8 protein-coding genes and 1 tRNA gene are annotated in these 13,939 nt (G+C 63.2%); 4 read left to right on the plus strand and 5 right to left on the minus strand.

Annotated elements, in window-relative coordinates; all coding sequences use genetic code 11:
• The first annotated feature begins 68 nt into the window (after positions 1-68).
• From METH_RS09835 to METH_RS09850, 4 genes are all read left to right on the plus strand, one after another.
• Positions 69-1,379, plus strand: a complete 1,311-nt coding sequence (locus METH_RS09835) for an HlyC/CorC family transporter (protein WP_024090312.1) — start codon at positions 69-71, stop codon at positions 1,377-1,379.
• A gap of 13 nt (positions 1,380-1,392) precedes the next feature.
• Positions 1,393-3,027 (plus strand): MFS transporter, encoded by a 1,635-nt coding sequence (locus METH_RS09840; RefSeq protein WP_024090313.1) that lies wholly within the window; start codon positions 1,393-1,395, stop codon positions 3,025-3,027.
• Between the two features lie 108 nt (positions 3,028-3,135).
• Positions 3,136-5,553 (plus strand): GcvT family protein, encoded by a 2,418-nt coding sequence (locus tag METH_RS09845; protein ID WP_024090314.1) that lies wholly within the window; start codon positions 3,136-3,138, stop codon positions 5,551-5,553.
• A 244-nt stretch (positions 5,554-5,797) separates the two neighbouring features.
• Positions 5,798-6,379, plus strand: a complete 582-nt coding sequence (locus METH_RS09850; RefSeq protein WP_024090315.1) for a nucleotidyltransferase family protein — start codon at positions 5,798-5,800, stop codon at positions 6,377-6,379.
• 104 nt (positions 6,380-6,483) lie between these two features.
• On the opposite strand, the gene METH_RS09855 is transcribed toward METH_RS09850, so the two are convergent.
• The 5 genes from METH_RS09855 to METH_RS09875 form a co-directional block, all read right to left on the minus strand.
• Positions 6,484-8,718 carry a Hint domain-containing protein gene (locus METH_RS09855; protein ID WP_024090316.1) on the minus strand — a complete coding sequence of 745 codons (2,235 nt, stop codon included), beginning with the start codon at positions 8,716-8,718 and terminating at the stop codon, positions 6,484-6,486.
• An 826-nt stretch (positions 8,719-9,544) separates the two neighbouring features.
• Positions 9,545-9,634 (minus strand) — tRNA-Ser (locus METH_RS09860).
• A 79-nt stretch (positions 9,635-9,713) separates the two neighbouring features.
• Entirely contained in the window at positions 9,714-10,439 is a 726-nt protein-coding gene (locus METH_RS09865; RefSeq protein WP_024090318.1) for an alanyl-tRNA editing protein, read from the minus strand.
• Positions 10,426-12,900: a DUF3772 domain-containing protein gene (locus tag METH_RS09870; RefSeq protein WP_024090319.1), complete on the minus strand. Its 2,475-nt coding sequence runs from the start codon at positions 12,898-12,900 to the stop codon at positions 10,426-10,428. The genes METH_RS09865 and METH_RS09870 overlap by 14 nt, the downstream gene beginning before the upstream one ends.
• Positions 12,897-13,931: a cysteine synthase A gene (locus tag METH_RS09875; RefSeq protein WP_024090320.1), complete on the minus strand. Its 1,035-nt coding sequence runs from the start codon at positions 13,929-13,931 to the stop codon at positions 12,897-12,899. Before METH_RS09875 ends, METH_RS09870 begins: the two co-directional genes overlap by 4 nt.
• Positions 13,932-13,939: the final 8 nt, after the last annotated feature.

Here is a 13,939-nt window from a genome sequence, read left to right on the forward strand (position 1 = left end):
TTGAAGCGCCTGCAGCAAACCCCCATAAATACAGCGAACATTCAACTGACCGGATCTCTGGACCCCACATGGACACTGCCTCCACCGTACTCGACAGCGCCTTCTGGACCACTGCCGGGGCCATTGTCCTGCTGCTCGTCCTGTCCGGCTTTTTCTCAGGCTCGGAAACTGCGCTGACCGCCGCCTCGCGCGGGAAACTGCGCAGCCAGGCCGACAAGGGCTCGCATGGCGCCCAAAAGGCGCTCAGCGTCACCGAGGACAGCGAAAGACTGATCGGCTCGGTGCTGCTGGGCAACAACCTGGTCAACATCCTCGGCACCTCGCTGGCGACCGCCCTGTTCACCCGTGCTTTCGGCGAAAGCGGCGTCGCCCTGGCCACCCTGGTGATGACCGTTCTGGTGCTGGTGTTTGCCGAGGTGCTGCCCAAAACCTATGCCATTTCCAACGCTGAAAAGGCCGCGGCGGCCGTTGCGCCGGTGATCGGCGTGCTGGTCACCCTGCTGGCGCCGGTGGTCGGCTTGGTCCGGCTGCTGGTGCGCGGTGTCTTGCGGATCTTCGGCGTGCAGATCGACCCTGACAGCCATATCATGGCGGTGCGCGAGGAAATCGCGGGCGCGTTGCATCTGGGCCATTCCGAAGGCGTGGTCGAAAAGGAAGACCGCGACCGCATCCTGGGCGCGCTGGATCTGTCCGACCGTTTTGTCGAAGAAATCATGCTGCACCGCTCCAAGATCGAGATGATCGACGCGAATGCGGAACCGGAAACCATCCTTGAGCAATGCCTGCAAAGCCCGCACACCCGCCTGCCGGTGTTCCGCGGCGAGCAGGAAAACATCATTGGCGTGGTCCATGCCAAGGATCTGTTCCGGGCGATGTACGAACAGGCCGGCGGCGCAGACGGCGATGCCGGACGTCTCGCGTCCTTTGACATCTCCGAAATTGCCAAGGCGCCCTATTTTGTGCCCGAAACCACCACGCTGGACGAACAGATGCGCCAGTTCCTGCGGATGCGCTCGCATTTTGCGCTGGTGGTCGATGAATACGGTGCGCTGCAAGGCCTGATCACGCTGGAGGATATTCTGGAAGAAATCGTCGGCGAAATTACTGACGAATTCGATCCCGACGAGGAAAGCATTGTCAAGAAGACCGCAGATGGCTCCTATCTGGTCGAGGGTGTCACCACCATTCGCGACTTGAACCGCGCCACCGACTGGAACCTGCCGGATGAGGAAGCCAATACCATCGCCGGGCTGGTCATCCACGAGGCGCAGATGATCCCGACCAAGGGCCAGGTGTTCTCCTTTCATGGCTTCCGCTTTGAAGTGACCGAGCGCGAGGGCAACCGGGTGACCGGCCTCAAGATCCGGCCCTTGTCGTGACGGGGACACACGCATGACCCGCACGGCGGAGCTGGCCTGGGGCTGGTTCGACAGCGTCATCCTGGATCTGTTCCGCCAGCTGCGCTGGTCCTTCATGCCGCCGCTGCTGATCTACTTTGCCTATGGCGCGCAGGGTATCACCACCGTCGCCGCATCGTTTTTCGTCAAGGAATACCTGGACTTTTCCGCCGCCTTTCTGGCGGGATTGGCGTTCTGGGTCGGCCTGCCATGGGCGCTGAAGATGCCGCTGGGGCATCTGGTCGATCTGATCTGGCGCTGGAAATACCTGCTGATCCTGCTGGGGGCCGGGCTGATGGCCGGCAGTTATGGCATCCTTGCTGCCATCGTGCTGGAACCTGCCATGATGGGCGCCGTGATGCCGCCGGGCGCCTGGTATGTCACCGCCGCGCTGCTGGCCCCCTGCGGATATGTGCTGCAGGATGTAGTGGCCGACGCGATGTCGGTCGAGGCCGTGCCCCACACCGATGACCACGGCCGCCCCCTGTCCGAGGCTGAAACCAAATCCCTGCACACCACCATGCAGACCTTCGGCCGCATTGCCCTGATCGGCGGCTCCAGCGCCGCCGCTGCGTTGAACGTCGCCCTGTTCGACGGTGCCGACGCGCTGCAGCAGCCGGAAAAAGGCGCGCTTTACGGCTTTGTCTTCAGTCTCGCCCTGCTGATCCCGGTGATTTCCCTCTCCGGTGTGGTCCTGGCGATCTGGCAGAAATGGCGCAAGACCGCCCTGCTGCGCCGCGCCGGTGTGGCTGAGGCTGAAATCCGCGCCCGCATAGAACTGCCGCGCGAACCGGTCGCCCCCAATCACTGGTACTTCCTCGGCGGCGGCGCCTTTGTTGCGCTCTCCCTCGCCGTGGGCCTGGGCGACGTGCCCTACTCGCAGGAAATCGTCTTTGCCGGTTCCATGGCGATTGTGCTGTTCCTGATGCGGCAGCTGGTCTCGGTCCTGCCCACAGAGCAAGCCCGCGCCCTGGTCGGCACCGCCATCATCATCTTTGTCTACCGCGCCACGCCCCTGCGCGGCCCCGGCGCCACCTGGTTTGAAATCGACGTGCTGGGGTTCGACCAGCAATTCCTGTCTGTCCTGGCCCTGATCACCTCTTTACTGACGCTGGCGGGCATGCTGATCTTCCGCCCGATGATGGCCAGCCGCCCGATCGCCTGGATCGTCGCCTTCCTGGCCATCACCGAGGCTGTCCTCAGCCTGCCCAATATCGCGCTTTACTACGGCGCCCACCACTGGACCGCTGCAATGACCGGCGGCGTGGTCGACGCCCGCTTCATCGCCATTGTCGACACCGCCGTCGAATCCCCGCTCGGCCAGGTCGCGATGATCCCGATGCTCGCCTGGATTGCCCGCAACGCGCCCTCGGGGCTCAAGGCCACCTTCTTTGCGGTCATGGCCTCTTTCACCAACTTGGCGCTGTCGGCCTCCAGCCTCGGCACAAAGTACCTGAACGAAATCTTCGTGGTGACGCGCGAGGTGACAGATTCGGCAGGCAATATCACCACCCCCGCCGATTATTCCCAGTTGGGCATACTGCTGATCACCGTTGGCGTGATCCTCCTGGCCGCCCCCCTCACCACGATATTTGTGATCCAGAACAGCCGCTTCCGCACCTCTGCGTAAGACCTTCCTGGCCTGACGGTCAATAAGCGGCACGCCGTGCCGCTTTTTAGCTGGACTACTGTTCACTTCTGTACAGAATGCAGGCAACACCTATTCAGGGAGGCCCACATGAAAACCACTACCCGCGTGGCAGTTATCGGCGGCGGCGTCGTCGGCTGCTCAGTCTTGTATCACCTGACCAAGCTCGGCTGGTCCGACGTCATGCTGATCGAACGCTCGGAGCTGACCTCCGGCTCCACCTGGCACGCGGCGGGCGGGTTTCATACGCTCAACGGCGACACCAACATGGCCGCGCTGCAGGGCTACACCATCAAGCTCTATAAAGAGCTGGAAGCGATCACCGGCATGTCCTGCGGCCTCCACCACGTCGGCGGCGTTACCCTGGCCGAAACCCAGGAACGCTTCGACATGCTGAAGGCCGAGCGTGCCAAGCACCGCTTCATGGGACTTGAGACCGAGATCGTCTCCCCTGAAGAGATCAAGAAGATCGCCCCCGTCACCAACACCGACGGCATCATCGGCGGGCTGTACGACCCGCTCGACGGCCACCTCGACCCCTCCGGCACCACCCACGCTTATGCCAAGGCCGCGCGCATGGGCGGCGCCACGATCGAGACCCACTGCAAGGTGATCGAGACCAACCAGCGCCCCGACGGCACCTGGGATGTGGTCACCAGCAAGGGCACCATTCACGCGGAACATGTCGTCAACGCAGGCGGTCTCTGGGCCCGCGAGGTCGGCGCCATGGCCGGCGTTTACTTCCCCCTGCACCCGATGGAGCACCAGTATATCGTCACCGACGAGGTGCCGATGATTGCCGAAATCATCGACGGCGGCGGCGAGCACCCGCATGTGATGGACCCGGCCGGCGAAAGCTACCTCAGGCAAGAGGGCCGCGGCCTCTGCATCGGTTTCTACGAACAGCCCTGCAAACCCTGGGCAGTGGATGGCACCCCCTGGGACTTCGGCCACGAGTTGCTGCAGGACGATTTCGACAAGATCGAGGATTCCATCAACTTTGCCTATAAACGCTTCCCGGCGCTGGAGGCTGCAGGCGTCAAATCGGTGATCCACGGCCCCTTCACCTTTGCCCCGGACGGCAACCCGCTGGTCGGCCCGGTGCCCGGCATGCGCAACTATTGGTCCGCCTGCGCGGTAATGGCCGGCTTCTCCCAGGGCGGCGGCGTCGGCCTGATGCTGGCCCAGTGGATGGTGGCCGGCGAATGCGAGCGCGACACTTTCGCCATGGACTGCGCCCGCTTCGGCGGTTGGATCACCCCCGGCTACACCCGCCCTAAAGTCATTGAAAACTATCAAAAACGTTTTTCCATCGCCTACCCGAACGAAGAGCTGCCCGCCGCCCGCCCGTTCCGCACCACCCCGATGTACGACATCTTTGATGGCATGGGCGCGGTCTGGGGCGCGCAATACGGGCTGGAGGTGCCGAACTACTTCGCGGCTGAGGGCGAACCGCGTTTTGAGACCCCGTCCTTCCGCCGCTCCAACGCGTTCGAGGCCACCGCGCGCGAAGTCAAAGCGGTGCGCGAAACCGTCGGCATCAACGAGGTCCACAACTTCGGCAAATACCTGGTCAAGGGCGCAGGTGCCCGCGCCTGGCTCGACCGCATCATGGCCGGCCGGGTGCCAAAACCGGGCCGCTTGTCGCTGACCCCGATGCTGTCCCCCAAGGGCCGGCTGATCGGCGATTTCACCATCTCCTGCCTGTCGGAAGAAGAGTTCCAGCTCACCGCGTCCTACGGCAGCCAAGCCTATCACATGCGCTGGTTCCTGCAGAACCTGGACGCGGGCGTCAGCCTCGAGAACATCTCCGACACCCGCAATGGCTTCCAGATCGCAGGCCCCAAGGCCCGCGAAGTGCTGCAGGCTTGCACCCGCACCGACATCTCGGACATGCGCTTTATGGATGTGCGCCGCCTGACCGTGGGCATGGCAGACTGCATCGTGCAGCGCGTCAGCTACACCGGTGACCTCGGCTACGAGATCTACTGCGACCTGCTCTCCCAGCGCGCCCTCTGGGATGCTCTTTGGACCGCAGGCCAGCCGCATGGCATGAAACCCTTCGGCATGCGGGCGATGATGTCCCTGCGGCTCGATAAATTCTTCGGCTCCTGGCTGCGGGAATTCTCGCCCGACTACACGGCGGCGGAAACAGGGCTGGACCGCTTCATCTCTTTCAAAAAGGAGGTGGATTTCATCGGCCGCGCCGCGGCAGAAGCTGAACGCGACGCAGGCCCCGCCCGGCGGCTCTGCGCTTTTGAAGTCGATGCAGACGACGCCGATGTGGTCGCCTATGAACCGGTCTGGCTGGACGGCGCAGTCGTGGGCTTCTGCACCTCCGGCGGCTATTCGCATCACGCGCAGAAATCCATCGCGCTGGGGTTTGTTCCCACCGACCGCGCAGCTGAAGGCCTTGAGGTCGGGATCGAGATCCTCGGCAAGATGTACAAGGCCCGCCTGATCACTGAACCGCTGTTCGACGCCGACGGCGCCCGGATGCGCGGCTAACATCCCCCAGGCAGGTCAGTTGTGCTGACCTGCCTGCCCCCTGTTGCCGGATCAGCGTACGCTGCCCTCAGGGCAACCCGGCAACGGATAGGTCAGGCCTTTTACCCGAATGTTTCGCGCGCGAAACATTCGGTCAGTCTCTCTGACCTAATGGATTTTCCCTGGACCCGTCTCTTCATCTTTCCCAAAATACTCCCGCCGGAGGCATCCGACCTTGCGGCCCAGTGCAAAGGCCCGGAAACGCATGACCGCCATCGCCATTCTCCTGCTCGCGGCAGGCGCCTCGTCCCGGATGGAAGGCCGCGACAAGCTGATGGAGGATGTTGACGGCCTGCCCCTGCTTGCGCTGATGTGCCGCCGGGCGGCGCTTACCGGTCTGCCGGTGTTCGTGACCTTGCCCAGCAGCACCCATCCGCGCGCGGCTGCCATCGGCAGCGCCATCCCGGTACCCGTTCCCGGCGCGGATGAGGGCATGGCCGCCTCGATCCGCTGCGGGGTCGCGGCACTGCCGCCAGAGGCTGAGGCCGTGATGCTCCTGCCCGCCGACATGCCAGAGGTTGAAACCCAGGACATGCTGCATCTCGCCGCGCATTTCCCCGGAGACGGCAACCCGGTTCTGCGGGCAACCTCCGAGGACGGCACCCAGGGCCACCCGGTGCTGTTTCCACGCCGCTGTTTCGCCGCCCTGAAAACCCTCAGCGGGGATCAGGGTGCCCGCAGCATTCTGACCTCCGAACCGCTGCAGATGGTGCCCCTGCCGGAAAACCATGCGCTGACCGATCTGGACACGCCCGCGGACTGGGCGGAGTGGCGCAGCCGCCGCTAATCCCTCCACTCCCCCTCCGAACGCAGAGAAGGCAGGGCACATGGCCCTGCCTTCCTGCGCTTTGCTCTTGTCTGCCGGTTCCCCCAAAACAGCAGCAGCATTTTTCAATGCACGAGCAGATGCGCCTCGTGTTTCCGCAGGGACCGGCGTGCCGCGGAATAGGCGGCCCGGCCCTTCTCCGACTTAAGATCCGGAAACAGCTCGAACAGTTCGTTGCGCTGTGCGTTGTCCAGCCCGCGCAAGGACTGGTCGCCCGGCTGAAAGCTCTCGGTCCAGGCGCCATCGGACAGCACCACCTCGTGCTGATCGAACATAAAGTGGATATAGGTCACCTCGGTGGTTTCCACCGCATCGACGCCCGCCAGCCCGGTCAGATGCTTGGCAGCCACCAGAACCTCACGGTCTTCAAAATACAGCGCCGTCTTGTCGTTGGCGACCAGCACCCGGTGATTGGGGCTGACCATCATATCGCGCTCCGGCAGGCCATTGCCCAAGGCGCCCTGGCGGATCAGAACCGGCTGCAAATGCGCAGCACTGTCCAGCTCCTGGCCCTGCAGCGTGCGGGTGCCGATCCAGCGGATTTCCTGAATGCCGTTGTCGCGGGTGATCACCCGGTCGCCAGCCTGCAGGTCTTCGACCCGGCGTTCCCCCAGCGGGGTCGCGATCAGCGTGCCGGGCGTGAAGCAGGGAATGATCTGCTCGATCTCGCCAAAGGTCATGGAACCGGTCACAGCCCCGTCGCCATCGAGGAAATTGACGGTGCCCGAGATGCTGTTGCCATCCGCGTCGACGGTGACGCCCGCAAGCTCAAACGGGCCGCTGCCGGAGAGGTCCAGCGTGTCGAAATCATCGCCGCCTGAGCCGCCATCAACCACGTCGCCGGCATCGCCGCCCAGGAAGGTATCGCGCCCGGCGCCGCCCGACAGGGTATCGGCGCCCTGGCCGCCGGTGATCAGGTCGTTGCCTGCGCCGCCGCGGACAATGTCGTCGTCGATACCGGCGTCAATGGTGTCATGGCCCGATCCGCCGTAAATGTCGTCGTCGTCGTCCTGGCCAAAGATCAGATCATTGCCCGAACCGCCGTATATCGTGTCCATACCGTTGGTCGGGTCCGGATCCGCGGGGCGGCCGTCGCTGCCGTCGTCAGTGATGTTCAGACCATCCGGGAACGCCGGGTTCAGCCCGCCATAAATGGTGTCGCTGCCGCCGCCGCCCAGCAGGCTGTCGGAGCCTTCGCCGCCGGTCAGAATGTCTGCATTGGAGCCGCCATCGATGGTGTCATCGTCGATGCCGCCGTCAATCACGTCCATGCCCGAACCGCCGTAGATCAGGTCCGCGTCATCGCCGGTGGATATGGTGTCATTGCCGGCACCGCCCAGAACGGTATCCCGGTCGTCATAGGGGTCGGCGTCCGCAGGAATGAAGGGAATGTCGGGGTCGGTGCCGGTGTAGCCCGGAAAGCCGCGGTCCGGCAGCGGATGACCGCTGTCCTTGGAGGTGTCGATCAGATCATCGCCATCCCCGCCATCGACCGAGTCGGAACCGTCGCCACCGTCGATGGTGTCGTCGCCGCGGCCGCCGAAAATGGTGTCGTCGCCCTCGCCGCCGGTCAGGCTGTCGTCGCCCGGCACAACCGGATCCTGCGGATCGGAGGAATAGTCGAAATGCGCAGTGTCGAGTGTCGTGCCGGAAATTCCGAGGTCAACGATCAGCTTGACGTCGTTGAAATCCTTGTCGCCGAGGTCGCGGGTATCTTCAAAACCCAGCTGGACGGAACCGTCCGGGAATTCATAGATCCCCTTGGTGTGATCCAGACCGTCAGGGTTCAGGCCCGCATTAGCGCCATAGCCGGAAGAGTAATATGTGCCATGCGGGCTGACGATGCCGACGCCGACAACCGCGCCTGCGGGCGCATCATAAAAATAGGACTCGCCGACATCCGCACTGGCATTCTGCGACAGCATCACGACATTGCTGATCTCGCCGGTTGACGGATCGATGGTGTAGGCAAAGACCTTGTTCTGGAACGCCGCACTGGTCGAGGAAATGGTGATCTTGACCGGTTCATTGGCGCCGGAGACGCCGTCGCCCAGGATCAGGTCATCGCCGCTGCCGCCATCGACAGTATCATCGCCGGAGCCGGCATAGATGCTGTCATTGCCGCTGCCTGCGATGATGACATCATCATCCGGCCCCGCTGCCGGGTCGGTGGCATCGGCGTTATCAACCATATCGCCTTCCGGATCGCCGGTGTAGGCCGCATTGATCAGGTCATCCCCCGAGGTTCCCTCGACAATTCCGTTCAAGGCCGCATTCGGCATATCGGTACTCTTCGCCATCACTCTCTCCTCACCGGTCTTGCCCCAAGACCATCGTTCGGGCCTGCCGGACAGCCGCACAGCCATGCGGAACACCGCAGTCAAAACACCAGCCCAAGCGGAGAGAGGTCCAGAACGCGCAAACGTTCTGGAGTGCACGCCGGAACAGCGTGCAGCCGATAAGCAGAAGCTCTCAGATCAGTGGTGTGCAGACATCATCAGCACAGGGACTTAAGCTAAATTTTAGCAATCCGCCACAATCCAGCAGCTCGCAGAACTCGCCCCCCCAAAGGGCTAAAACATGCATACGTTAGCTACCTCCGGTCACAAAGCCAAAAAATTGCCTAAAATTCCCCCCATTGGACGCGTCGGGCCAATTGAGGCTGTGCAACCGATGCTGGACCACACTGATTGTTTCTGAAACCGGTGACAATCCGGCGCCTAAATTTGCATTTCCGCCACAAATTTCCCGCATTCGTTGCTTGACGGCGTGACCTTGTTGCCAAAACGGAAACAAGGGCAAAATGTGGCGATACCGCCGGCTTTCAGCTCCATCCGCTAGCAGCCCCAAGGAAAATAGCGTGGATTTGATTTCAATCCTCGCCGTTTCCAATGTTTGTTTCCCAGCGCGGCAGCAATGTCAGAGCGTTCTTTCGAATCAAACGGCCGATGCGGAGGGTCAGCGCCGCCGCGGAGAAAGTAAATAACGCTAAAGATTTTAGTCAATCCACCGGCAAGCGTCCGCTGACCGGCCTGCTGTTGACACGGCGGCATCCGCCGCAGCGTGTTTTCGACGCCCTGTCAGGGCAGCCCTGCAGAAAGGGATTGAAGTCAACAATGTGGGTTATGGCGGAGAGACAGGGATTCGAACCCTGGAGACGGTTTCCCGCCTACACACTTTCCAGGCGTGCGCCTTCGACCACTCGGCCACCTCTCCGTGAGGGGGCTTTTGAAGGATAGCAGGGGGAAATGCAAGGCCCGAAATGGGAAAAATGCACCCCGGCCCGCATTCTTTTTCAGGACTCCAGATGCAGATAGACGCGGCGGTTCTGCTTGCCCTTTTTCTCCACCTTGCCAAGGCGGATTCTGCCGATTTCACCGGTGCGTTTCACATGGGTGCCGCCGCAAGGCTGCAGATCGATCTGCGTGCCCCCGGAGCCAATGCGGACAAGGCGCACCTGCCCTGCCCCGCGCGGCGGCGAGACGGACATGGTTTTCACCAGCTGCGGATTCGCTTCCAGTTCCGCGTCGGTGATCCAATCCTCGGTCACCTCCAGATCGCGGTCGATCAGGGCCTGCAACCGGTCCTGCAGCGCCTGCTTGTCCTGCGGCGCCTCAGGCATATTGAAATCCAGCCGGCCCTTATCCGCGCTGATTGAGCCGCCGGTCACCTTCAGCGGGATCACCACTGACAATAGATGCAGCGCCGTATGTATCCGCATGTAGCCGTAGCGGCGGTCCCAATCGAGCACCTGAGTAACTTTGGCCCCTTCGGCCGGCAGCGTCCCGCCCTCCTGCGGCACCAGAACCACCGCACCGTCTTCGCCTTTGACGGTTGTGGCGATTGTGCATTGGCCATCGCCCCACAAGAGCTGGCCGCTGTCGCCCGGCTGGCCGCCTCCGGTGGCGTAGAACAGGGTGCGGTCCAGGATCAGCCCGCCCTGTTCCGTATGGCCCAGCACCGTTGCTTCGCTCATCCGGGCATAGGCGTCCTTGCGGAACAGCAGGTCACTTTTCGGCATCCGTTTCTCCATCGGCATCTTGATCGGGAATTTGCTGCAAATCATCCAGGTCAGGCTTCGGCGGCGGCGCCGATGAGGCCGCAGCCGGGGCTTCGGCGAAGGCGGTGCCGGCCGAAGCGGGCGTTGCGGCCTGTGCCAATGCCTCCGGGTTACGGATCCAGATGTCGCGTTGCATGAAGGGGATCTCGATCCCTTCTTCGTCAAACCGTTTGGCGATTTCATAGTTCATGTCGGATTTCACCGACAGAACCCAGTTCACGTCCCGCAGGATGGCGCGGATCTCGAAATCGAGACTGTCGGCGCCAAACCCCTGGAACACCACCGAAGGCGCCGGGTTCAGCAGCACCATCGGGTGGCCCTTGGCAACCTCTTTCAGGATCGCCTCGACCTTGCGCGGATCGGTGCCATAGGCCACGCCCACCGGCACGATCACCCGGCCCACGGTGTTGCCGCGGGTATAGTTGGTGACGGTGCCGGAGATCAGGTCCGAGTTCGGCACGATCACATCGGTGCGGTCGAAGGTCTCAATCCGGGTGGAACGCACCGAAATGTCGCGCACATAGCCCATCAGCCCGCCGACCTCGATCCAGTCGCCCTTGGAGATCGGCCGTTCGATCAGCAGGATGATACCGGAGACGAAGTTGGAGACGATGGTCTGCAGGCCGAAGCCGATGCCGACGGACAGCGCACCGGCGACAATCGCCAGCGACGACAGGTCCAGCCCGGCCATCGAGATCGCCACCACCGCGGCCAGGAATATCCCGACATAGCCGAGGCCCGAGGTGATCGCGTTCTGGCCGCCGGGGTCGATCTTGGTCTTGGGCAGCAGCGTGTTGCGCAGGCTCCCCTGCAGAACCCGGGTCAATGCGTAACCGGTGGCAAAGACCACCGCAAAGGTCAGGAAGGCGGTGGGCGAAATCCGGGTTTCGCCGAACTGGAAGCCTTTGAGGAACTGCGACCACAGCTCTGTCAGGTCAGCGATCCGCGCGCCCCAGATCAGCGCCAGCGGCGGCAGCGCCAGCAGAGCCAGCATAAAGCCGATCAGCACCGAGAACAGCGACTCGCGCGCCTCGCTACCCTTGCCCGACAGCCAGCCGTAGACATCGCCGCAGAAGCGGTGCAGCACCAGAAGCGCCGCCAGCAGCGCCAGCGTGGTTGCAGCCGGGTAGACCAGTGCTTCGGCGGCGTTCACATAGCCAAGCACCGCCAGCAGCGGCGAGATGAAGCCGAGCAGGTAGATGGCGCGGCGCGCGATTGAGAACACATGCCCGGCCCCGGCCGCGATGGCGCCGTCCTCGGCTTCCTCGTCCTGGGCGCTTTGCTGCCTGCGCCGCTTGGCACCGATGCGGTGCAGCCGCAGCAGCACCAGCGCAGCGGCCAGGATCAGCGGGAAGCTGAGCACCGCATGGGCGGGTTCAGAGATGTTCTCGAATTCGCCAAGCTTGGTCAGCGCGTCCTGCAGCACCAGCAGCACGGCCAGCACATCGACCATCAGCCGGGTAATGTTGCGGCGCCCCTCCTGGACCGGGATCAGGTCATTGTCGATCTTGCTGGCAAACAGCTGGTTGCCGAGCCAATGGAAGGAGAGGATCAGGAACGCCCAGCCCGGCACGAAATCGAGCAGAAAGGAGCCGCGCGAGCCGGTGAGGCCTGCCAGGTTCACCGCCGCCACCGCAAAGATGATCCCGAGCAGCGGCAGCCCGACCTGCAACAGCGACACGATGAAGCCCCAAACGCCGCGGCCGCTGCTGCCGAACTGGCGCAGGTAGTCACCCGCCGAATGCGCCCAGGGGCGGCCGCGGAAAATCAGCAGCCCGGAAAACAGCAGCAGAATGAGGATCGCGGGCAGGTTCCTGCGGACCCGTTCAAAGGTGGTGGCACTGGCCACCTGTGCCAGGGTTTCATTCCACAGCGCTTGCCCGGCCCGCTTCAGCGCGCGCGCCGCAGGCCCCCAATGCTCGGGGTTGAGCGGCGACGGGCCGCGTTCGAGCAGCGTCTCGGTGCGGCGTTCGCGGATGATCTTGTCAATCTCACCGATCAGCCCGTCGGCCCGGCTGTAGGCCACAAGCGACACCGTGCGCGGCACCTGGAGCTGATCCAGCTCGGTGTTCAGCGCCTCACGCAGGGCGGCGATGTCCTCGGGTTCGGTTTCACCTTCGCCAGGGGCCGCACCGAGCGCGTCAAGCTGGCCCTGCAGGGTCTCAACCCGGTCGCTGTTGCCATCCCGCTGCGCCAGGAAACTTTGGCGGTAATCGGTCAGCTTCTTGCGCAGCTGCTCCAGCGCAGCGCTGGAGGCGCGCCTGGCGTCGATCACCTGCTCGGCGCGTTCAGCGGTCTTGAGCCAGTCCTGGTAATAGGCGCGGGATTCAGCTGTCAGCTGAGCCAGCGCAGGCAAGGCGAGGCCGGCCGCGAAGACCAGCCCCAGCAAAGCAACCCGCAAAGCGGTTATGATAGGTGTCATACGTCCTCAAATACGCCTGGAATCGACGCGGGCGTATGCGTCATCCACTCTGGCACCGGCAGGTTCTTCTCCCGCAGGAAATCCGGATTGAACAGCTTGGACTGGTAGCGGGTGCCATAGTCGCACAAAACGGTGACAATGGTGTTGCCCGGCCCCATGTCCTTGGCCATACGCACAGCCCCGGCGATGTTGATGCCGGAGGAGCCGCCCAGTACCAGGCCTTCCTCGTGCAGCAGATCAAAGACATAAGGCACCGCCTCAGCATCCGGAACCTGGTAGCTGAAGTCAGGCGTGAAGCCTTCCAGGTTCTTGGTGATCCGGCCCTGGCCGATGCCTTCGGTGATGGAGCTGCCCTCGGAGGCCAGCTCACCGGTGGTGTAAAAGGAGTACAGCGCAGCCCCCAGCGGATCGGCCAGAGCGACTTTGACGCCCTTGGGCTGCAGCGCTTCCGCCACCCCGGCCAGGGTGCCGCCGGAGCCGACCGCGCAGACAAAGCCATCAACCTTGCCGCCGGTCTGTTCCCAGATTTCCGGGCCGGTGGTTTCCACATGGGCCTGGCGGTTCGCCACATTGTCGAACTGGTTGGCCCAGATGGCGCCGTTCGGTTCCGTCTTGGCCAGCTTTTCCGCCAGGCGCTGGGAATAGCGGACATAGTTGTTGGGGTTGCGGTAAGGGGCCGCAGGCACCTGGACCAGCTGGGCGCCGGCCAGGCGCAGCATATCTTTCTTCTCTTCCGACTGGGTTTCCGGGATCACAATCACCGTCTTGAAACCCATTGAAGCCCCCACCAGCGCCAGGCCGATACCGGTATTGCCGGCAGTGCCTTCAACAATGGTGCCGCCAGGCTTCAGCTCGCCGCGGGCAATCGCATCCTTGATGATATAGAGCGCGGCACGGTCCTTGACCGACTGGCCCGGATTCATGAATTCCGCCTTGCCCAGGATCTCGCAGCCGGTCTCTTCGCTGACGCGGTTCAGGCGGATAAGAGGTGTGTGGCCGATGGCATCAGCCAGATCGCGTGCAATGCGCATGGTATCCC

The organism is Leisingera methylohalidivorans DSM 14336, assembly GCF_000511355.1.
Taxonomy (GTDB): Bacteria; Pseudomonadota; Alphaproteobacteria; order Rhodobacterales; family Rhodobacteraceae; genus Leisingera; species Leisingera methylohalidivorans.

Excerpts from the sequence above, each read along its gene's own strand:
- METH_RS09875 (WP_024090320.1), bottom strand. The coding sequence starts at position 13,931 with ATGCGCATTGCACGCGATCTGGCTGATGCCATCGGCCACACACCTCTT.
- METH_RS09835 (WP_024090312.1), top strand. The coding sequence starts at position 69 with ATGGACACTGCCTCCACCGTACTCGACAGCGCCTTCTGGACCACTGCC.
- METH_RS09855 (WP_024090316.1), bottom strand. The coding sequence starts at position 8,718 with ATGGCGAAGAGTACCGATATGCCGAATGCGGCCTTGAACGGAATTGTC.
- METH_RS09870 (WP_024090319.1), bottom strand. The coding sequence starts at position 12,900 with ATGACACCTATCATAACCGCTTTGCGGGTTGCTTTGCTGGGGCTGGTC.
- METH_RS09865 (WP_024090318.1), bottom strand. The coding sequence starts at position 10,439 with ATGCCGAAAAGTGACCTGCTGTTCCGCAAGGACGCCTATGCCCGGATG.
- METH_RS09840 (WP_024090313.1), top strand. The coding sequence starts at position 1,393 with ATGACCCGCACGGCGGAGCTGGCCTGGGGCTGGTTCGACAGCGTCATC.
- METH_RS09845 (WP_024090314.1), top strand. The coding sequence starts at position 3,136 with ATGAAAACCACTACCCGCGTGGCAGTTATCGGCGGCGGCGTCGTCGGC.
- METH_RS09850 (WP_024090315.1), top strand. The coding sequence starts at position 5,798 with ATGACCGCCATCGCCATTCTCCTGCTCGCGGCAGGCGCCTCGTCCCGG.